The sequence below is a fragment of the Streptomyces sp. CA-251247 genome (assembly GCF_050952975.1).
Taxonomy (GTDB): domain Bacteria; phylum Actinomycetota; class Actinomycetes; order Streptomycetales; family Streptomycetaceae; genus Streptomyces; species Streptomyces achmelvichensis.
Map to the genome: position 1 here is coordinate 5,343,635 of NZ_CP191861.1, position 18,676 is coordinate 5,362,310.

The 18,676-nt window shown below is 70.8% G+C and carries 20 protein-coding genes; 11 read left to right on the forward strand and 9 right to left on the reverse strand.

Annotated elements, in window-relative coordinates; all coding sequences use genetic code 11:
* Positions 1-52 precede the first annotated feature (52 nt).
* Positions 53-913: a dihydropteroate synthase gene (gene folP, locus ACQPWZ_RS23800; protein ID WP_356705805.1), complete on the reverse strand. Its 861-nt coding sequence runs from the start codon at positions 911-913 to the stop codon at positions 53-55.
* Between the two features lie 102 nt (positions 914-1,015).
* Here folP and ACQPWZ_RS23805 point away from each other — a divergent pair, with 102 nt between their 5' ends.
* Positions 1,016-1,450: a hypothetical protein gene (locus tag ACQPWZ_RS23805; protein WP_340475191.1), complete on the forward strand. Its 435-nt coding sequence runs from the start codon at positions 1,016-1,018 to the stop codon at positions 1,448-1,450.
* Entirely contained in the window at positions 1,447-2,049 is a 603-nt protein-coding gene (locus ACQPWZ_RS23810) for a DNA-3-methyladenine glycosylase I (protein WP_433572332.1), read from the forward strand. Before ACQPWZ_RS23805 ends, ACQPWZ_RS23810 begins: the two co-directional genes overlap by 4 nt.
* Before the next feature lie 9 nt (positions 2,050-2,058).
* Here ACQPWZ_RS23810 and ACQPWZ_RS23815 read toward each other — a convergent pair whose 3' ends face one another.
* A complete protein-coding gene (locus ACQPWZ_RS23815; RefSeq protein WP_433572333.1) occupies positions 2,059-2,859 on the reverse strand; it encodes an enoyl-CoA hydratase/isomerase family protein in 801 nt (266 codons plus the stop codon).
* A gap of 309 nt (positions 2,860-3,168) precedes the next feature.
* On the opposite strand from ACQPWZ_RS23815, the gene ACQPWZ_RS23820 reads away from it, so the two are divergent.
* Positions 3,169-3,336: a DUF3117 domain-containing protein gene (locus ACQPWZ_RS23820; RefSeq protein WP_003966491.1), complete on the forward strand. Its 168-nt coding sequence runs from the start codon at positions 3,169-3,171 to the stop codon at positions 3,334-3,336.
* Between the two features lie 236 nt (positions 3,337-3,572).
* On the opposite strand, the gene ACQPWZ_RS23825 is transcribed toward ACQPWZ_RS23820, so the two are convergent.
* Positions 3,573-4,250 carry an O-methyltransferase gene (locus tag ACQPWZ_RS23825; protein ID WP_356705822.1) on the reverse strand — a complete coding sequence of 226 codons (678 nt, stop codon included), beginning with the start codon at positions 4,248-4,250 and terminating at the stop codon, positions 3,573-3,575.
* A gap of 129 nt (positions 4,251-4,379) precedes the next feature.
* Here ACQPWZ_RS23825 and sigE point away from each other — a divergent pair, with 129 nt between their 5' ends.
* The 5 genes from sigE (at position 4,380) to ACQPWZ_RS23850 (ending at position 9,473) form a co-directional block, all read left to right on the forward strand.
* A complete protein-coding gene (gene sigE, locus ACQPWZ_RS23830; protein WP_327680591.1) occupies positions 4,380-5,147 on the forward strand; it encodes an RNA polymerase sigma factor SigE in 768 nt (255 codons plus the stop codon).
* Positions 5,144-6,100 (forward strand): anti-sigma factor family protein, encoded by a 957-nt coding sequence (locus ACQPWZ_RS23835; RefSeq protein WP_433572334.1) that lies wholly within the window; start codon positions 5,144-5,146, stop codon positions 6,098-6,100. Before sigE ends, ACQPWZ_RS23835 begins: the two co-directional genes overlap by 4 nt.
* 93 nt (positions 6,101-6,193) lie before the next feature.
* Entirely contained in the window at positions 6,194-8,098 is a 1,905-nt protein-coding gene (locus ACQPWZ_RS23840; RefSeq protein ID WP_433572335.1) for a trypsin-like peptidase domain-containing protein, read from the forward strand.
* Between the two features lie 84 nt (positions 8,099-8,182).
* On the forward strand, positions 8,183-8,650 hold the full coding sequence (locus tag ACQPWZ_RS23845) for a sec-independent translocase (RefSeq protein WP_340475197.1): 468 nt from the start codon (positions 8,183-8,185) through the stop codon (positions 8,648-8,650).
* A gap of 121 nt (positions 8,651-8,771) precedes the next feature.
* The gene (locus ACQPWZ_RS23850; protein ID WP_433572336.1) at positions 8,772-9,473 is read left to right on the forward strand and encodes a hypothetical protein; all 702 of its coding nucleotides are present in this window, start codon (positions 8,772-8,774) and stop codon (positions 9,471-9,473) included.
* A 108-nt stretch (positions 9,474-9,581) separates the two neighbouring features.
* Here ACQPWZ_RS23850 and ACQPWZ_RS23855 read toward each other — a convergent pair whose 3' ends face one another.
* Genes ACQPWZ_RS23855 through ACQPWZ_RS23865 form a run of 3 tightly spaced genes read right to left on the reverse strand, consistent with a single transcriptional unit; the run spans position 9,582 to position 12,607 of the window.
* Positions 9,582-10,715, reverse strand: coding sequence for an Mrp/NBP35 family ATP-binding protein (locus tag ACQPWZ_RS23855; protein ID WP_340475200.1), 1,134 nt, complete (start codon positions 10,713-10,715; stop codon positions 9,582-9,584).
* A 43-nt stretch (positions 10,716-10,758) separates the two neighbouring features.
* A complete protein-coding gene (locus ACQPWZ_RS23860; RefSeq protein WP_340475202.1) occupies positions 10,759-11,355 on the reverse strand; it encodes a DUF1003 domain-containing protein in 597 nt (198 codons plus the stop codon).
* A complete protein-coding gene (locus ACQPWZ_RS23865; protein ID WP_340475203.1) occupies positions 11,348-12,607 on the reverse strand; it encodes a magnesium transporter MgtE N-terminal domain-containing protein in 1,260 nt (419 codons plus the stop codon). Before ACQPWZ_RS23865 ends, ACQPWZ_RS23860 begins: the two co-directional genes overlap by 8 nt.
* A 186-nt stretch (positions 12,608-12,793) precedes the next feature.
* Here ACQPWZ_RS23865 and ACQPWZ_RS23870 point away from each other — a divergent pair, with 186 nt between their 5' ends.
* The gene (locus ACQPWZ_RS23870; protein ID WP_340475204.1) at positions 12,794-13,582 is read left to right on the forward strand and encodes a hypothetical protein; all 789 of its coding nucleotides are present in this window, start codon (positions 12,794-12,796) and stop codon (positions 13,580-13,582) included.
* A 119-nt stretch (positions 13,583-13,701) separates the two neighbouring features.
* Here ACQPWZ_RS23870 and ACQPWZ_RS23875 read toward each other — a convergent pair whose 3' ends face one another.
* Positions 13,702-14,241 carry a hypothetical protein gene (locus tag ACQPWZ_RS23875; RefSeq protein ID WP_433572337.1) on the reverse strand — a complete coding sequence of 180 codons (540 nt, stop codon included), beginning with the start codon at positions 14,239-14,241 and terminating at the stop codon, positions 13,702-13,704.
* Between the two features lie 50 nt (positions 14,242-14,291).
* The gene (locus ACQPWZ_RS23880) at positions 14,292-15,407 is read right to left on the reverse strand and encodes a magnesium and cobalt transport protein CorA (RefSeq protein WP_340475206.1); all 1,116 of its coding nucleotides are present in this window, start codon (positions 15,405-15,407) and stop codon (positions 14,292-14,294) included.
* Positions 15,408-15,840: 433 nt separating this feature from the next.
* Between ACQPWZ_RS23880 and ACQPWZ_RS23885 the strand changes: the two genes are divergently transcribed.
* The gene (locus ACQPWZ_RS23885; RefSeq protein WP_340475207.1) at positions 15,841-16,440 is read left to right on the forward strand and encodes a suppressor of fused domain protein; all 600 of its coding nucleotides are present in this window, start codon (positions 15,841-15,843) and stop codon (positions 16,438-16,440) included.
* A gap of 71 nt (positions 16,441-16,511) precedes the next feature.
* On the opposite strand, the gene ACQPWZ_RS23890 is transcribed toward ACQPWZ_RS23885, so the two are convergent.
* Positions 16,512-17,744, reverse strand: coding sequence for an MFS transporter (locus ACQPWZ_RS23890; RefSeq protein WP_433572338.1), 1,233 nt, complete (start codon positions 17,742-17,744; stop codon positions 16,512-16,514).
* 165 nt (positions 17,745-17,909) lie between these two features.
* Here ACQPWZ_RS23890 and ACQPWZ_RS23895 point away from each other — a divergent pair, with 165 nt between their 5' ends.
* The gene (locus tag ACQPWZ_RS23895; protein WP_340475209.1) at positions 17,910-18,548 is read left to right on the forward strand and encodes a DUF6758 family protein; all 639 of its coding nucleotides are present in this window, start codon (positions 17,910-17,912) and stop codon (positions 18,546-18,548) included.
* Positions 18,549-18,676: the final 128 nt, after the last annotated feature.

The following is an 18,676-nucleotide window of genomic DNA, read 5'->3' on the forward strand; positions in this document are numbered from 1 at the left end:
GACGGACCGTCCGGCGACCGAGGCTCGGACCTCCAGGCCCTGTGTCGTGTCCCTAGGCCAGGCCCCGGCGGGCAACTGCCGGCGCCCGGTGGCCCGCGATCGTGGCCACCATGTCCAGCACCTGGCGGGTCTCCGCCACCTCGTGGACCCGGTAGACCTGCGCCCCCAGCCACGCCGACACGGCGGTCGTCGCCAGCGTCCCGATCACCCGCTCCTTGACCGGGCGGTCCAGCGTCTCCCCGACGAAGTCCTTGTTGGACAGGGAGACCAGCACCGGCCAGCCCGTCTCCACCATCTCGCCGAGCCGTCGTGTCGCCTCCAGCGAATGGCGCGTGTTCTTCCCGAAGTCGTGTCCGGGGTCGATCATGATCGCGTCGCGCCGTACGCCCAGCTCCACGGCCCGCTCCGCCAGTGACAGCGTCACCCGCAGGATGTCCGCGACGACGTCGTCGTACGCGATCCGGTGCGGGCGCGTACGCGGCTCGGCGCCGCCCGCGTGCGTGCACACCAGACCGGCGCCGTACCGTGCGGCGACCTCGGCCAGCTTGGGGTCGACCCCGCCCCACGCGTCGTTCAGCAGATCCGCTCCCGCCTCGCAGACGGCCTCGCCGACGTCGTGCCGCCAGGTGTCGACGCTGATCACCACGTCCGGGAACCGCTTGCGCACCTCGGCCACGAAACCGACCGTCCGCCGCGCCTCCTCCTCGGCGGTGACCTCGGCGCCGGGCCCGGCCTTCACCCCGCCGATGTCGATGATCGCGGCCCCTTCGGCCACCGCCTGCTCGACCCGGGCGAGCGCGGGTTCGTCGCGGAACGTCGCGCCCTGGTCGTAGAAGGAGTCGGGCGTACGGTTCACGATCGCCATGATCACCGGCTCGTGCGCGTCGAATTCGCGCTGGCCCAGCCGCAGCATCAGCTGTTTCCTCCTCGGTTCGTCCGCCTGCGACCCTAACTGTCGGACGGTCGTGGCACGATCAGCAGCGGACAGATTCCGTTCGGTGGAGAGGGTTCGCCCGTGTTCTTGTTCTTGCTGATCGCGATGGTCGTGGTGGTCGCCGCGGTCACGCTCGCCGTGGTCGGCGGCGGCGACAGCGCGGCGCTGCCCGAGGCCGCGCCCGAGCAGCTGGTCGACCCTCTTCCCGAGTCCCGGCCCGTCGGCCGCGCGGACGTGGAGGCGCTGCGGCTGCCGGTGGGCGTCCGCGGCTACCGGATGGCGGACGTGGACGACGTGCTGGGCCGCCTCGGGGCGGAGCTCGCCGAGCGCGACGCCCGTATCGCCGAGCTGGAGTCCGCGCTGGCCGGTGCGCAGGCGACCGCGGTGGGCACGGCGGACCTGTTCACAGGACCCGGCGACCCCTTCGCGAAGCCCGGCGACCGCTTCCGGCGAGGAGACCGCTTCGCCGAGCCCGGGGACCGGTTCGGCAAGCCCGACGAGGACTCCGAGCAGTGACCGGCGGGGCGGTGGCGGGGCCCGACGGACGGCTGCGCTGCCCCTGGGGACTGTCCACCGAGGACTACGTCAGGTACCACGACGAGGAGTGGGGCCGGCCGGTCCACGGCGACGACGCGCTCTTCGAGCGGCTGTGCCTGGAGGCCTTCCAGTCCGGACTGTCCTGGATCACGATCCTGCGCCGGCGTGAGGGTTTCCGCCGGGCCTTCGACGACTTCGGGATCGCGGCGGTCGCGAAGTACACCGAGGCCGACAAGGAGCGCCTGCTCGCGGACGAGGGAATCATCCGCAACCGCGCCAAGATCGAGGCGACCCTCGCCAACGCCCGGGTGCTCGCCGGCCGGCCGGCCGGCGAGCTGGACGCGCTCATCTGGTCGTACGCACCCGACCCGGCTTCCCGGCCGGCGCCACGGACCGTCGCCGACGTCCCTGCCGTCACCGACGAGTCCACGGCGCTCGCCAAGGCCCTCAAGAAGCAGGGCCTGCGTTTCATCGGACCCACGACGGCCTACGCCCTGATGCAGGCGTGCGGCCTGGTCGACGACCACCTGGCCGACTGCATGGCCAGGGGCGCCGCCCCGGGCGGCCGGGCCACCTGACGAGAGGCCCTAACGGCCCAGGTACTTCGGCTTCTCCTTCGCGACGAAGGCCTGCACCGCGATGGTGTGGTCCTCCGACGCGCCCGCCAGCGTCTGGAGTTCGTCCTCCTTCTCCAGCGTCTCGTCGAGCGTGTGCCCGGCGCCGTAGGCGAGCGACTCCTTGATCGCGGCGTACGCCACGGTCGGCCCGTCGGCCAGCGCGCGGGCCACCGCCGCGGCCTCCGCGGCCAGCTGGTCGGCCGGGACCAGCTTGTTCGCGATGCCCAGCTCGTACGCCTCCTGCGCGGAGAAGGACCGAGGGAAGAGCAGCAGGTCGGCGGCCCGGCTCTGGCCGATCAGCCGCGGCAGCGTCCAGGAGACGCCGGAGTCCGCGGTCAGCGCCACCCCGGCGAACGAGGTCGTGAAGGAGGCGGTGTCGGCGACGACCCGGTAGTCCGCGGCGAGCGCGAAGCCGAGGCCCGCCCCGGCGGCCACGCCGTTGATCCCCGCGACGACGGGCTTCGGCATTTCGGTCAGCGCGCGCACGACGGGGTTGTAGTGCTCCCGCACCGTGTTCATGGTGTGGCCGCTGCCCGAGGCCTTGTCCTCGGCGAGCAGCGAGATGTGCTCCTTGAGGTCCTGGCCCACGCAGAACGCGCGCCCGGTCGCCGTCAGCAGAACCGCCCGTACGGCAGGATCGGCGGCGGCTGCCTCGGCCGAGTCCCGCAGAGCGACTTTCGCCTCGGTGTTCATCGCGTTCATGGCCTCGGGCCGGTTGATCGTGATCGTCGCGAGTCCGTCGCTCACCTCGTACAGCACGGAGTCGGCCATGGCAGGTCCCCTTTACGGCTCAGCGGTGGTGTCCAGGGCCAGCATGGCGGAGATCGCGGTGGGTGGGCATGTGACCTGCGTCTAACAATCTTCCGGCAATCTCGAGCGGCTTCGGCGCGGAGGGCGGCGAAGTATCGCAGGCGGATCGCCGAATTGAGTGGTTTTGCGCGAGCGCGTTGCCTAAGCGATGCCGACTGATGTTGGTCATCGGGTCCCGCCATGCGGGATAATGACCTGGAAGCACTGTGTTCGATGCCGGTGACACCTGGGTTGTCGGCCGATGAGCTGGTTTCAGGAAGGGGAACGAGCATGGCGGCCATGAAGCCGCGGACGGGCGACGGCCCGCTCGAGGTGACCAAGGAGGGGCGGGGCATCGTCATGCGCGTTCCGCTCGAAGGCGGCGGTCGGCTTGTTGTCGAGCTGACACCGGACGAAGCCGATGCTCTCGGCGACGCCCTGAAGAAGGTCGTCGGCTGACGCGGAAGCCCCACACTTTTCACTGCCCCGGCACGCTTGGTGCCGGGGCAGTGTGGTTTCCGGAACGGCGCGAGTGGGCGTGATCCGGTCGGGCCGTCGACGGGCCCGGGGACGTCGGGATCGGGAACCGCGGATCGGGCATCGGAACGGGCATCGGAACGGGACTCGCGGATCGGGCATCGCGAGGGTTGGGCGCGGGACGGTGCTGCGGGGTCGGGCGCCGCGGTCGGGCGGGGTCAGCCCCGGCGGACCGCGCAGAGCAGACCGTCGCCCACCGGCAGCAGGGACGGGAGCAGCTCCTGGCTCTCCCGGACCGCGCGCAGGAGCTCGCGCAGGCGCAGCACCTCCGCCGGCTGGGCCGCGGAGTCGACCGTGCGGCCGTCCGCGAAGACCCCTTCGAAGCACACAAGACCCCCAGGTCGGAGCAGGCGCAACGATTCAGCGAGACAGTCCAGCGACTCCATACGGTCGCCGTCGCAGAACACGAGGTCGTAGCCGCCGTCCGCGAGGCGGGGGAGGACGTCGAGGGCACGGCCGGGGATGAAGCGGGCGCGGTTGCCCGCGAAGCCCGCCGCGCGGAAGGCCTGCTTCGCGAACTGCTGCCGGTCCGGCTCGGGGTCGACGGTGGTCAGGACGCCGTCCTGCCGCATGCCCTGGAGCAGGTAGATCCCGGAGACGCCCGTCCCCGTGCCGATCTCCGCGACCGCCTTCGCGTCGGCGGTGGCAGCGAGCAGGCGCAGCGCTGCGCCGGTGCCTGGCGACACCGAGGCGAGCCCTGACTCCCGGGACCGGTCACGGGCCCAGCGCAGCGCTTCGTCCTCGGCGACAAAGGCGTCGGCGAACGCCCAGCTCGTCTGCCGGTTGGCGGTGATGACCCTCTCCTGTCCCCGTAGTTGGCGCGACGCTGACTGTATCCGTTGCGCCCGGGAACCCGCTGATGGGACCGGACGTTGTGAAGGCGGGGGGAGTACATGGACCAGGGTCGGAAGCAGCACCCAAATTCGCGTAAAGATTCTTATCCGGAGCTAACGGGCGAGGTGGCTATGGTAGGGGCTCCGCTGGACACCACCAGAGCCGACAGGGGAGGTGCGGCTGCACCTGCGGATCGGAGAGGAGTGCTGAAGCGCTTCCTCAGGTCACCGGGTGAGCCGAGATCCGTGACCGACATTGCTGACCGTTCTCGCACAGCCGACTCCGCAACTACAGCGACCTTCGCATCGGATGCGGAATCGCAGGCGTGGACGCCTCCCACCTGGGAGGAGATCGTCAGCACGCACAGCGGTCGCGTCTACCGTCTCGCGTACCGCCTCACGGGCAACCAGCACGACGCCGAGGACCTCACGCAGGAGGTCTTCGTCCGTGTCTTCCGCTCGCTGTCGACGTACACGCCGGGCACCTTCGAGGGCTGGCTGCACCGCATCACCACGAACCTCTTCCTGGACATGGTCCGCAGGAAGCAGCGCATCCGCTTCGACGCGCTCGGTGACGACGCGGCCGAGCGGCTGCCCAGCCGTGAGCCGTCCCCGCAGCAGGTCTTCAACGACACGCACTTCGACGCCGACGTCCAGCAGGCGCTGGACACCCTCGCGCCCGAGTTCCGTGCCGCCGTGGTCCTGTGCGACATCGAGGGTCTGTCCTACGAGGAGATCGCCGCGACCCTGGGCGTCAAGCTCGGCACGGTCCGCAGCCGGATCCACCGCGGACGCTCGCATCTGCGCAAGGCTCTTCAGCACCGTTCCCCCGAGGCCCGTGCCGAACAGCGGACGCTGACGGCGGCGGTCGGTCTGGCAGGGGAGGTCGGAACGGCGTGAGTGGCTCAAGCCCGACCCCTGCCGAGCAGCACCTGGGGGACCGGCTCGCCGCGCTTGTCGACGGTGAGCTGAAACACGACGCCCGGGACCGTGTGCTCGCCCATCTGGCGACCTGCCCCAAGTGCAAGGCCGAAGCCGACGCCCAGCGCCGGCTGAAGGACGTCTTCGCCCACACCGCACCACCGCCGCCCTCCGAGGGGCTGCTGGCGCGGCTCCAAGGCCTGCCCGCCGGACCCTCCGACGGTGACGACGGCAGGGACGGCCCGTTCGGCGGCGGGCGCATGACCGAAGCCGTGTTCGGAGCGCTGAGTCCGTCCGCGGGTAGAACCGGCGACCCCCGCTCGGAGACGTTCGGATACGTCCCCGGGGGCGCGCATGCCGCGGTCCTCCCCGGAGGATCGAGCGGTTTCCGTATCCATGAAGTAGGACGTCAGGAAGCCGAGCGCTCTCCTTGGCGCGGCCGCAGGTTCGCGTTCGCGGCGGCGAGCGCGGTCTCCTTCGCCGCGATCGCCCTCGGCGGCTCGCTGCCGCTGGACTCCTCCGTCCAGGCGAACCCCAGGGGAGGCGGCGCCGGGAACACCGTCACGCCGCTGCGTGCCTCTGCCGGCTCCGGCACGACGGGCGGCGGCACCTCGTCGACGTCCGCGCCCGGATCCGTCAGGAGTACGGAGTACGAACGCCGCCGCGCCGGGGGCAACGGCCTGGCCAGGTCCGAGGACCGTCCCATCGGCCTCTCGGCTCCCGTCACGGGGGCCGCGACGGCTGCTCCGGACCCCGCCCTCGCCGTTCCGGCCGTGGTGAACTCCCTGTTCACAGCACCGTCGTTGATACGTCCGACGGGCTCGGCCTTCCAACTCGCGTCCGCCCCCGGCATCCAGGCGAGCGCAACACCGGCTCCCACGCACCTCATTGCCCCCACACAGCCCGCGCAGTCTCTGACGCCCCGGCGCTGACCGGGCACTGCGCGCGGATTCGCAAACCTGGTTGAATCTTCCGAGGGGTACCGCACAGGGGTGCCACCGTGGTCGGCAGTTTGCGGGGAGAGCATGGACGACGGGAAGCCCACCGGACCCAAGGCGAAGTGGTGGAGCCGGCCCAGTGCGGGACGTGCCGCTCATGGCGAATCCGAGACGCAGCAGCTCGCGCCGGTGCCGGTCGCGGCATCCGCGGCGGGCGCGCAGTCGCCGACAGCAGCCGAGCCCGTCGGCGCCGAAGTGCCCGAGCCCGTCGCCGGACCGGTTGCCGAGCCCGTCGTCGCTCCGGTCGCCGAGCCCGTGACCGCACCGGTTGCCGATCCCGTCACCGCAACGGTGCCCGAGCAGCAGCGTCCGCAGCCGCTGCACGAGCCGGACGTCTACAGCACGCCGCCGTACGGCGGGCCGGGCCCCTGGGCGCCCGCCCCGCCCGTCCAGCGGCCTGCGCCGACTCCCGCGCAGGGCACGCCCGTACCTCCGCAGTACGCGGCACCGCAGGGCCCGGGACAGGCCACCGAGGGTGGTGCCTTCGCCCCGCCGGCGCACCAGCAGGCGCCGCCCCCAGCGCCTCCGCACGCCCAGCCCGATGCGCAGCCGCAGGCCCCGGGTGCTCACCACCCGCACCCGCACACCCAGCCCGATGCGCAGCCGCAGGCCCCGGGTGCTCACCACCCGCACCCGCACGCACAGCCCGATCCGCACAGCGCGCACCACCCGCAGTCGCCGCACCAGCCGCAGCCGCACGGCGCGCACCACCCGCAGGCACAGGCCCAGGGCGCGCACCAGCAGCCCTCGTTGTGGCTCCAGTACGACCCGTGGAGCGCCCCCGGCGCCGCCCCGCTCACCCACCCCGGTGAGCCCCCCAAGAAGCGCAGCCGTCGTGCTTCGCTGCTGGTGGGAGCCCTCGTCGTCGCGCTGCTCGCAGGCGGCATAGGCGGCGGGATCGGCGCGTACATCGAGCGCAACGGCGGCATCACCCAGGTCGAGTTGCAGCAGGCCCCCCGGGACAACGGCGACCGTGCGCCCGACAGCGTGGCCGGTATCGCCTCCAGCGCCCTGCCCAGTGTCGTCACCCTCCATGTGAGCGGCGGCGGCGAACAGGGCACCGGCACCGGCTTCGTCCTGGACGAGCAGGGCCACATCCTCACCAACAACCATGTCGTCGACCCGGCGGGCGCCGCCGGTGAGATCTCCGTCACGTTCAGCGGGGGCGAGACGGCCAAGGCGACCCTCGTCGGCAAGGACAGCGGCTACGACCTCGCCGTCGTCAAGGTCGCGGGTGTCTCCGGGCTCAAGCCCCTGCCGCTCGGCAACTCCGACAGCGTCCAGGTCGGCGACCCGGTCGTGGCCATCGGTGCCCCCTTCGACCTCCAGAACACGGTCACCTCCGGCATCATCAGCGCCAAGGAACGGCCGATCACCGCGGGCGGGGAGAAGGGCGACGGCAGCGACGTCAGCTATGTCGACGCCCTCCAGACCGACGCCCCCATAAACCCGGGCAACTCCGGTGGTCCGCTGGTGGACACCAAGGCCCGTGTCATCGGCATCAACAGCGCGATCCGCGCCGCCGACACGGCGGGCGCGGAGGGCGGCCAGGCCGGTTCGATCGGCCTCGGCTTCGCCATCCCGATCAATCAGGGCAAGCGTGTCGCCGAGGAGTTGATCAACACCGGCAAGGCCACCCACCCGGTGATCGGCGTGAGCCTCGACATGAAGTACACGGGCGACGGCGCGCGCGTGGGCGAGAAGGGCAAGGACGGTTCCGGGTCGGTCTCGGCCGGCGGTCCCGCGGCCAAGGCCGGTATCAAGGCCGGTGACGTGATCACCAAGGTCGACGGCCAGCGTGTGCACAGCGGCGAGGAGCTGATCGTCAAGATCCGTTCCCACCGCCCGGGCGACCGTCTGGAGCTGACCGTGGTCCGTGCCGGGAAGGAACGGACGATGACACTGACCCTCGGCTCCGCCGACGGCGCGTGACGCACGGAAGTTCCGCCGGGTACCGTGGTTCGGGCCCGGCACTCATCCGATCTGCGGGCCACAGAGAACACGAGGAGCAGCAGGGTGTTCAATGACATAGGCGCACTGGAGCTGGTCACGATCATCGTGCTCGCCGTGCTCGTCTTCGGACCCGACAAGCTGCCCAAGGTCATTCAGGACGTCACCCGCTTCATCCGCAAGATCCGCGAGTTCTCCGAGAGCGCCAAGGAGGACATCCGCACCGAACTGGGGCCGGAGTTCAAGGACTTCGAATTCGAGGACCTCAACCCCAAGACGTTCATCCGCAAGCAGCTGAACGAGAACGAGGACCTGAAGGAGCTCAAGGAGCTCCGCAGCTCCTTCGATCTCAAGAAAGAGATGAACGACGTCGCGGACGCGGTGAACGGCTCCGACGCGGACCGTTCCGTGCCGGCCGCGGTCTCCCACGCCGACGGCTCCACGGGGGCCTCCTCCGGTACTCCCGACCTGCTGAAGAAGAGCGAAAAGGTCGATCAGGACGAGCGACCGCCCTTCGACGCAGACGCCACCTGAGTACCGTCAATCCCTGCGAGCCGGGACAGGGTGGCTATTCTCTCCATCTGTCAGGACGCGAGGACGCCCGAGGGGGGCGGGTCCGCTCCGGACCTCGGACACAGAGGAGGCGGCCGGGTAGATGGAGACGACAAGTCGACCAGCGGCTCAGAGCACGGTCAGCGATTCACCCGCTCCCGGTGCGCAACGTACGACGGCACCGGAGGGCAAGGCGGGTGCCGCGGCCCAGCGCGCGGTCGACGGATATCTGAAGGCGCCGTTCCCCTGGTACGGACTGGACGAGGCCTTCACGGGCCCGCGTCGGCTGATGCAGGTCGGCGCGGCCGCTGACGGCACGGTCCAGCACGGCGCGATGGGACACGGCGACGAGCCGTCGATACGCTCGGAGGCGGCCGGTACGGAGAAGGAACGCTTCGCGGTGGTCATCACCGTCGCGGCGAGCCCCGTACGCCGCAGCGGTGACGGTACGGGCGTCCTGGACGCCACCACGGTTTCCTCCGCGGCCTGGCTGGCCGGCTCGGGACTGCTGGCCCACACCTGGCCCGCCCAGCTGGACCACTCGCTGCGTGACGACTGGCTGGACCAGCAGACGGAGACCGCCTTCGTGCTGGCCGACGACATGAGCGGACCGGCCTGGTCCACGCTCTCGCTGCCGGTCGACGGTGAGCCGACGCCCTTCCACTACCGCGAGTCGGAGTTCGGCTGGGTGCTGGCCGGTTCCACCCGGACAGGGGTGCACATCGGCGCGTACGGGCGCGGGATGAGCGCCTACGGTCTCGGCTTCTCGGCGGTCGAGGACCTGGCCTCGTACATCCCGTCCTGACGGCACCGGACGGGCTTGACGATCAAGCCCGTCCGGACGCGGGACCACGGGGCTCAGCGCCTCCCGCGGGGGGTGGGCCCGCTGCGGGACCACCCGGCGCCGGACCGCTCAGAACTTGTTCCGCGGGGTGATTCCCAGCGACATGCCCGACAGACCACGCTGGCGGCCGCCCAGCTTGCCCGCGATCGCGCGCAGGGCGGAGCCCGCGGGGGAGTCGGGGTCGGTGAGCACGACGGGCTTGCCCTCGTCGCCGCCCTCACGCAGGCGTACGTCGATCGGGATGGAACCCAGCACCGGCACGGTCGCGCCCGTGGTCTTCGTCAGGCCCTCGGCGACCCGCTGGCCGCCGCCGCTGCCGAAGACGTCGACCATCTCGTCGCAGTGCGGGCACGGCAGGCCCGACATGTTCTCGACGACGCCGACGATCTTCTGATGGGTCTGGACGGCGATCGAGCCGGCCCGCTCGGCGACCTCGGCCGCGGCCTGCTGGGGGGTCGTCACGACAAGGATCTCCGCGTTCGGCACCAGCTGCGCCACCGAGATCGCGATGTCGCCGGTGCCCGGGGGCAGGTCGAGCAGCAGGACGTCCAGGTCGCCCCAGTACACGTCGGCGAGGAACTGCTGGAGCGCGCGGTGCAGCATCGGGCCGCGCCACACCACCGGGGCGTTGCCCGGGGTGAACATGCCGATCGAGATGACCTTCACGCCGTTCGCGGACGGCGGCATGATCATGTTCTCGACCTGGGTGGGACGGCCGTCGGCGCCCAGCATCCGGGGCACCGAGTGACCGTAGATGTCGGCGTCCACGACACCGACCTTCAGGCCGTCGGCGGCCATCGCGGCCGCCAGGTTCACCGTCACGGAGGACTTGCCGACCCCGCCCTTGCCGGAGGCGACCGCGTACACCCTGGTCAGCGAGCCGGGCTGGGCGAACGGCACCTCACGCTCGGCCGTACCGCCGCGCAGCGACGACGCGAGATCGCGCCGCTGCTCGTCGCTCATCACATCCAGCGTGACGTCGACGCGGGTGACACCGTCGAGGCGGGCGACCGCCTCCGTCACGTTGTTGGTGATCGTCTCGCGCATCGGGCAGCCGGAGACGGTGAGGTACACCGTGACCGCGACCGCGCCGTCCGCCTCGATCCCGACTGATTTGACCATGCCCAGTTCGGTGATCGGTCGGTTGATCTCGGGGTCGTTCACCGTCGCCAGTGCCTCAAGCACCGCGTCTTCCGTAGCCATACCGATGATGGTACGGCGCTGACCACCACCGCCGGTAAGGCCGTCAGCGGTCGCTTTCGTCACGCCGCGAGGCGCGCTCGTACGGGAATACGGCGCGATGCTCCTCCATCTCCTTCACGAGGTCCTGGAGTTCCGAGCGGATCCAGTCGCGGGTGGCCACTTCGCCGAGGCCCATGCGCAGCGCGGCGATCTCCCGGGTGAGGTACTCGGTGTCCGCGATCGACCGCTCGTTCTGCTTGCGGTCCTGCTCGTGGGTGACCCGGTCGCGGTCGTCCTGGCGGTTCTGCGCCAGCAGGATCAGCGGAGCGGCGTACGACGCCTGGAGCGACAGCATCAGGGTCAGGAAGATGAAGGGGTACTCGTCGAAGCGCAGACCGGCGGGCGCGCTGACGTTCCACACCACCCACATGATGATGATCACCGTCATCCAGACGATGAACCGTCCCGTGCCCAGGAAGCGGGCGATCCGCTCGGAGAACCGGCCGAAGGCCTCCGGGTCGTACTCCGGCAGCAGAGCGCGCCGCGGCGCGCGGGGCTGGTCGAGCCGGACCCGCGGGCGGGGCGCGGCGCTCGCTCCCGACGGGAGCCGCTCCCTCGTGTCGCCGCGCTCTCCCGGCCCGGACTCGCCGCCGCTACCCATGGGCGGACTCCTCGAACTCCGTCTCCCGCCAGTCCTCCGGCAGCAGATGGTCCAGGACGTCGTCGACGGTCACCGCACCGAGCAGCGAACCGCCCTCGTCGACGACCGGCGCCGCGACCATGTTGTACGCCGCGAGGTAGCTGGTGACCGCCGGCAGCGGGGTGCCCGGCGACAGCGGCGGCAGATCGCTGTCGACGAGGGAACTGACCAGGGTGAACGGCGGGTCGCGCAGCAGCCGCTGGAAGTGGACGGTGCCGAGGTACTTGCCCGTCGGCGTCTCGTCCGGCGGGCGGCAGACGTACACCTGCGCGGCGAGCGCGGGGGAGAGGTCCTGCTGGCGTACACGCGCCAGGGCGTCGGCGACCGTGGCGTCCGGCCGCAGCACGATCGGCTCCGTGGTCATCAGGCCGCCGGCCGTGTGCTCCTCGTACGACAGCAGCCGGCGCACATCGGCGGCGTCGTCCGGCCGCATCAGGGTGAGCAGACGCTCCTGATCCTCCTCGGGCAGCTCGGAGAGCAGGTCGGCCGCGTCGTCCGGGTCCATGGCCTCCAGCACGTCGGCGGCCCGCTCCTCCTTGAGCTTGCCGAGGATCTCGATCTGGTCGTCGTCCGGCAGTTCCTCCAGCACGTCGGCCAGCCGGTCGTCGTCGAGCGCGGCGGCGACCTCCGCGCGCCGCTTCGGCGAGAGATGGTGCAGCACATTGGCGAGGTCGGCCGGGCGCATCCGCTCGAAGGTGGCGACCAGGCTCTCGGCGCCCTGCGCGTCCTCGTCGAGCGAGAAGCCGGTCACCGCCGACCACTCGACGGTCAGGGTCTCTCCTCTGCGCCGCAGCGCCCCCGCCCTGCCCTTGCGGACGAACGCCTTGTCGATCTCCCAGTCGCGGCGGGCCGGCAGCTGCTGGATCGAGACGTCGAGGACGGTGACCTCCTCGCCGCTGTCCACCAGCTGTACGCGGCGGTCGAGCAGTTCACCGAGTACCAGCCGCTCGGTGGGCCGCTGCTCGAACCGGCGCACGTTCAGTACGCCGGTGGTGATGACCTGGCCGGACTCCACACCGGTGACCCGGGTCATCGGGAGGAAGATCCGGCGGCGGCTGAGCACCTCGACGACCAGGCCGAGCAGCCGCGGCGGCCGCCGCCCCACCCGCAGCATCGCGACGAGGTCGCGCACCCGGCCCACCTGGTCGCCCTGCGGGTCGAAGACGGGCACACCCGCGAGGTGGGACACGAAGATCCGAGGGGCGCCTGCCACCGTCTTCGCCCTCCTCGCTCGCCGGTTTTCGCCGGGATTTGCCGCTGATCGTGGGCTTCAGGCTAGCCCGTACCGATGCGTGCCGCCCCTGGCCGACGTCCGTACGGCTCCCTGCGGAGCGGCCCGCTCCGCACGGGTACGCTGCCGTCTGCCACCCATGACAAGCAGATGAGAGGCAGTGCGCCGGTGACTCTTCTCCCCCCGGTTCCTCAGGCTCGCAGGGCCGCGCTCTCCGTGGCCGTGTGCGCCGGACTGGCCGTGGCGCTCACCGCTTGCGGAGGAGAGGACCCCGACGCGGGGACCAACGGAATCGGCAAGCTCTCCGCCGCCGAGATCGAGACGAAGGCGAAGACCGCGGCAGACGCGGCGACGGCCGTACGGCTGTCGGGCACCCTCGTCAGCAAGGGCGGCACCTACAAGCTGAACATGCGGCTGAAGCACGACGGCGGCACCGGCTCCGTCACCTCGAAGGACAACACCTTCGAACTGCTGCGGATCGGGAAGGCGCTCTATCTGAAGGCCGACGCGGGTTTCTGGAACCCCGAGGACGGCAAGGGCGACGCGAAGCCGGGCGAGAGTGACGACGAGGCGGCGGACAAGCTCGACGACAAGTACGTGAAGGTCCCCGAGGGCGATCCCGCGTACAACCAGTTCCGCGGCTTCACGGACATGGACGTCCTGCTCGGGGGACTGCTCGGGATGCAGGGCGAGCTGAGCAAGGGCGACCGTACGAAGGTCGGCGGTGTCCGCGCGATCAAGGTGACGGCGGGGGAGGGCGCGGGCGGCACGCTCGATGTCTCCCTGGAGGGCGAGCCCTATCCCCTTCAGTTCGCGCGGGCCGGCGGGGCGGGTGTGCTGACGCTCGGGGACTGGGGCAAGGACTTCTCGCTCAAGGCGCCGTCGAAGGAGGAGACGGTCGACTACGGCGGCCAGCTCCCGAAGACGAACAGCCAGTCGGGCTCGTCCGGCGACTGAGGCCGGGGCGGCCGAGGCCCGGGCCGCTGGGGCTCAGGCCGATGGTGGGCCGGGCGGCCGAGGACCAGGCCGCTCGGGCGCAGCGGGACGGATACGCCCCGGCGCCCTCGCGGCAGCTCTCAGCCCCGCATCTTCTTACGGCCGACCAGCAGCCGCGGAAGCCCGGCAGGCGCCGGATGGCGGGTCGTCGCCGGCGTCGGGAGCGGCGGCTCGGCCAGCGAGGTGGATCCCAGGTCCGTGGTCGCGGCGCGCGGTTCGAGTCGCAGGACACGGCACTCGCGCGCCCACCGCTCCGTCATCACCTCCGCGTCCGGCGCGTTCAGCCGCTTGCCCTTGAGCGCGGCGACCGCCGCTTCCCACGCCGGCGCGTGCGGCTCCAGCTCGGACACCGCGGCCGTCCACACGACGAGCCGTCCGCCCTTGTCCTTGCTGCGCACGGTGACCTCGGCCGTACCCCCGTCCACCAGCTGCGGCAGCGGCTGCTCGCCGGGCCCGTCGCCCACGAGATGCAGGGCGCCCTCGTGCCACACGTGCCAGAGCGCCCGCGCGGGACCGCCGCCCCGGACCCAGACGAGGCCCGACTTCTTGGTGGCTTCCTCGACGAGCGCCTGGTCGGGGAGTGCGACGTCCCCGGTGGAGCGGGCGGAAGGTTCGGTCATGGGCGCAGCCTATCGAGTGCAGCTCCCGGCAAACCTTGCCGGTCGACGCACTACAGCCAGCCGTTGCGCTTCAGGGTGCGGTGGATGACGAGACAGACGCCGATGATGCCCGTCATCACCACCGCGTAGCCGTACTTCCAGTGCAGCTCCGGCATGTGGTCGAAGTTCATGCCGTACACCCCGCAGACCGCCGTCGGCACGGCGATGATCGCCGCCCACGAGGTGATCTTGCGCATGTCCTCGTTCTGGGCGACCGTCGCCTGCGCCAGATTGGCCTGGAGGATCGAGTTGAGGAGCTCGTCGAAGCCGATGACCTCTTCCTGCACCCGGGCGAGGTGGTCGGCGACGTCACGGAAGTACTTCTGGATGTCCGGGTCGATCAGCCGCATCGGCCGCTCGCTGAGCAGCTGCATCGGCCGCAGCAGCGGCGACACGGCCCTCTTGAACTCCAGCACCTCGCGCTTGAGCTGGTAGATCCGTCCGGGGTCGCTGCCGCGCGGGCTGCCCTTGTCGGGCGCCGAGAAGACATCGATCTCGACCTCGTCGATGTCGTCCTGCATCGCGCCCGCGACCGCGATGTACCCGTCGACGACATGGTCGGCGATGGCGTGCAGCACCGACGAGGGGCCCTTCGCCAGCAGCTCGGCGTCCTTCTGAAGCCCGTGGCGCAGCGCCCGCAGCGAGCCCTTGCCGCCGTGCCGGACGGTGATGACGAAGTCCCGGCCGGTGAAGCACATGACCTCGCCGGTCTCCACGACCTCGCTGGTCGCGGTGAGTTCGGCGTGCTCGACATAGTGGATGGTCTTGAAGACGGTGAAGAGCGTGTCGTCGTACCGCTCCAGCTTGGGCCGCTGGTGGGCGTGGACCGCGTCCTCGACGGCGAGGGGGTGCAGTCCGAACTCGGCCGCGATACCGGCGAATTCGGCCTCGGTCGGCTCGTGCAGCCCGATCCAGGCGAAGCCGCCGCCCTCCCGCACACGGAGCATGGCCTCGTGCGGCGTCTGGCAGGCGTCGGTCTCCAGCCGCCTGCCGTCGCGGTAGACCGCGCAGTCGACCACGGCGCTGGAGGCGGAGGGGTCCCGCGTGGTGTCGTACGTGTTGTACGGGGCGTTGCTCTTGCGCAGGGACGGACGGACCGCGGCGCGCAGGTCACGGATCATCGACATGGCTTGCTCCTTCACGGAGAGGCCGTCGGCGAGTGGCGTGGCACAGCCCGGAATGGGGACGTGATGCGTACGTCCGCAAAGCGGGCGGCACCGCGTGGTCGCGGTGACGGCGTTCGCTACAGACAGGCAAAAACGAAGTGCTCTTCCGTCGTGCGAAGTGCCGTGGGGCCGCTGCGGTGAGGCCTCAGATCACCCAGGAGACGCAGGTCGCCGGGGAGACACACGGTGCGGAAGGGCGGTTGGTACTGCACGATCGACTTCGATCCACCGCAGCCCCACCTCCTCCGGCCAGTCCCCCGTGAGGGACAGTCATGACGTCGGGGACTGGAGAGCACGCTTCTGCGCGCCGTCCCTGACCAGCGGCCAAGACTATCAGTCGCCTCAGGGCCAATCCCTGGTTTTGCCCGTTCCATACGCGCTTTATGCTCGCCGCATGGGAGAAGTTCTTGATCTGGTCGAGGCCCGGTTGCGTACGGCACTCGGTGAGCCGGACGCCCGCGCGGCGGTGACGTTCCTGGGTACGGACCGTATCGAGGTGCTGAGGTTCCGGAGCGAGGACCACGACGGAGGGGACGTCGTGCGATACGCCACACTCGGCATGTCCGCCCATCCGATGACCGATCCCACGGCCGCGCTGGCCGACCCGGTGAAGGGTCCGCGCGCCGAGTTGATCCTCTCCGTCCGGGCCGGGCTCGCCGACACCGACAAGGCTCTGCGGCCGCTCGCCGTACTCGCCGCGTCCCCCCAGGTCGAGGGTGTCGTCGTGGCGCCCGGCGCCTCGCTGGACGTCGGTGAACCGCTGTGGACCGCGGCGGCCTTCAGCTCGGTGCTGGTGGCCGAGCCCGGGGGGCTCGTCGAGGATCTCGAACTGGCCGGCCCCATGGACCCGGTGCGCTTCCTTCCGCTGCTGCCGATGACGTCGAACGAGGCGGCCTGGAAGCGGGTGCACGGGGCGCAGGAACTCCAGGAGCGGTGGCTGACGCACGGTACGGACCTGCGCGATCCGCTGCGCAGGTCCGTACCGCTGGACTGAACCCCGCTACCGGGCACCCTTTCTGAATCGATGTCAGACAGGGTGTTGCGGGAGCCGGTTGGTGTCGGCCGTCAGTTGGCGAAGACCGTGACACCGTCCTGGGTGGCATGCACCGGCCGGAGTTCCTCCGCCTGGTGGCTGAGAGACGTGCGCCGTACCCACACGATGCCCGCGCCGATCACCGCCGCGACGGCGGCCACCACGAACGGGATGTGGATGTCGGTCCATTCCTCGATCTTGGGTGCGAAGAACGGCGCCGCGGCCGCGGCGAACCAGCGGACGAAGTTGTACCCGGCGCTGGCCACCGGTCGCGGCGCGTCCGAGACGCCGAGCGCCAGTTCGGTGAAGACGGTGTTGTTCAGGCCGATGAAGGCGCCGGAGACGATCGTGCCGACGACGGCCGCGGTGTGGCTGCCGTATCCGAGCATCACGAGGTCCGCGGCGAGCAGCAGCAGCGAGCCGCCCAGCACCTTGAGCGAGCCGAAGCGCCGCTGGAGCCGGGGCGCGACCAGCACCGAGAAGACCGCGAGCAGCACGCCCCACGCGAAGAACACCGCTCCGGACCTGTACGGGCTCATGTTCAGCACGAACGGCGTGAAGGCCAGCACCGTGAAGAACGCGTAGTTGTAGAAGAACGCCGACGCGGCGGCGGACGCGAGCCCGCCGTGGCCGAGTGCCTTGATGGGGTCGAGCAGCGAGGTCTTGCGGGCCGGTGTGGGCTGCTCCTTCAGGAAGACCGCGATGCACACGAAACCGACGGCCATCAGGGCGGCGGTGCCGAAGAACGGGTAGCGCCAGCTGGCGTCGCCGAGCACGGCACCGAGCAGCGGGCCGCAAGCCATGCCGAGGCCGAGTGCCGACTCGTACAGCAGGATCGCCGCCGCGCTGCCGCCGGCGGCGGCACCGACGATGACGGCGAGCGAGGTCGAGACGAAGAGGGCGTTGCCGAGCCCCCAGCCTGCCCGGAAGCCGACCAGTTCGCCGACCGAGCCGGAGGTCCCGGACAGGGCGGCGAAGACGATGACGAGCGTCAGCCCCGCGAGCAGGGTCTTGCGACCGCCGATACGGCTGGAGACGAAACCGGTCACCAGCATCGCGACGGCGGTGATGAGGAAGTACGAGGTGAACAGGAGCGACACCTGGCTGGGCGTCGCCTCCAGGCCCTTGGCGATGGACGGCAGGATCGGGTCCACCAGGCCGATGCCCATGAAGGCCACCACCGATGCGCCCGCCGTCGCCCAGACGGCCTTGGGCTGGCGCAGGATGCTGGGCGCTCCCTTGTCGAACGGATCCTCTCCACGCATGGACAGCTCCTCTGCAGACTTCTCGAGTAGATCGTTGTGCTGTACACACAATAGGTTAGCCAGCCTAATGAATGCAAGATGCATCTACTTTTCCCGGGTGGAAGCTCACGCCGAGCCGGTGATCGTCCTTGACGGCAGGACGGCCGGGTAGGACCGTTGGGCTGTATGAGGGGCGAACCCAGTTGCCCGAAGTGCGGTGGCCGGGTCAGGGCGCCCGGTCTCTTCGCCGACTCCTGGCAGTGCGATGTGCACGGCACGGTGCACCCGCTGCAGCCGGTGATCCCGCCCAGTGTCGAGGCCCTGGATGTGGTGGTGCACCGCGCGAAGGTCCCCGTCTGGATGCCGTGGCCGCTGCCCGTCGGCTGGCTCTTCAGCGGCGTGGCCTACGCCGGCGACGACCGCAGCGGAGGGCGGGCCACCGCAGTGGCCTGTTCGGGACCGGGCCCGCTCGGCGGGCTGGGCGAACTGATTCTCGTCGCCGAGGAGTTGGGCGTCGGACTCGGAGCGCGCTACGCCGGGATCGACGGCCCCGACCCGGGCCACTACATCAGTGTGGAGAAACCCCCGCAGGCCAAGGTGCTCGCGGCCGGCCGGCCGACGCCGCTGTGGCATGTCGCGGGGGCGCCCGACGACCGGGCCGTCTTCGCGGGCGAGGCGCGCGGGCTGTGGCTCTGGGCGATCGTCTGGCCGGAGCAGACCGGGCTGCTGATGTACGACGAACTGGTCCTCACCGATCTGCGGGACGCGGGCGCGGAAGTGGAACTGCTTCCCTGTGGGGCCCTGTCGCCGCGGCTGCTGTCGTGAACACGTGGGTCGTGAACACGTGGGTCGTGGGCATGCGGCTCGTGGAAGGCTGACGCCGGGGTGAGGGCCGCCCCGCACCCGTCCCGACGGTGTTCGGATGCCCGATACACTTGACCGTCCCCTGTCCG

What these genes read in the sequence shown, in the direction of transcription:
- ACQPWZ_RS23855 (WP_340475200.1), bottom strand. Translation starts at nt 10,715, where the DNA reads ATGGCTACGGAAGACGCGGTGCTTGAGGCACTGGCGACGGTGAACGAC.
- ACQPWZ_RS23885 (WP_340475207.1), top strand. Translation starts at nt 15,841, where the DNA reads ATGGGAGAAGTTCTTGATCTGGTCGAGGCCCGGTTGCGTACGGCACTC.
- ACQPWZ_RS23895 (WP_340475209.1), top strand. Translation starts at nt 17,910, where the DNA reads ATGAGGGGCGAACCCAGTTGCCCGAAGTGCGGTGGCCGGGTCAGGGCG.
- folP (WP_356705805.1), bottom strand. Translation starts at nt 913, where the DNA reads ATGCTGCGGCTGGGCCAGCGCGAATTCGACGCGCACGAGCCGGTGATC.
- ACQPWZ_RS23850 (WP_433572336.1), top strand. Translation starts at nt 8,772, where the DNA reads ATGGAGACGACAAGTCGACCAGCGGCTCAGAGCACGGTCAGCGATTCA.
- ACQPWZ_RS23820 (WP_003966491.1), top strand. Translation starts at nt 3,169, where the DNA reads ATGGCGGCCATGAAGCCGCGGACGGGCGACGGCCCGCTCGAGGTGACC.
- ACQPWZ_RS23875 (WP_433572337.1), bottom strand. Translation starts at nt 14,241, where the DNA reads ATGACCGAACCTTCCGCCCGCTCCACCGGGGACGTCGCACTCCCCGAC.
- ACQPWZ_RS23840 (WP_433572335.1), top strand. Translation starts at nt 6,194, where the DNA reads ATGGACGACGGGAAGCCCACCGGACCCAAGGCGAAGTGGTGGAGCCGG.
- sigE (WP_327680591.1), top strand. Translation starts at nt 4,380, where the DNA reads ATGGTAGGGGCTCCGCTGGACACCACCAGAGCCGACAGGGGAGGTGCG.
- ACQPWZ_RS23880 (WP_340475206.1), bottom strand. Translation starts at nt 15,407, where the DNA reads ATGTCGATGATCCGTGACCTGCGCGCCGCGGTCCGTCCGTCCCTGCGC.
- ACQPWZ_RS23815 (WP_433572333.1), bottom strand. Translation starts at nt 2,859, where the DNA reads ATGGCCGACTCCGTGCTGTACGAGGTGAGCGACGGACTCGCGACGATC.
- ACQPWZ_RS23890 (WP_433572338.1), bottom strand. Translation starts at nt 17,744, where the DNA reads ATGCGTGGAGAGGATCCGTTCGACAAGGGAGCGCCCAGCATCCTGCGC.
- ACQPWZ_RS23860 (WP_340475202.1), bottom strand. Translation starts at nt 11,355, where the DNA reads ATGGGTAGCGGCGGCGAGTCCGGGCCGGGAGAGCGCGGCGACACGAGG.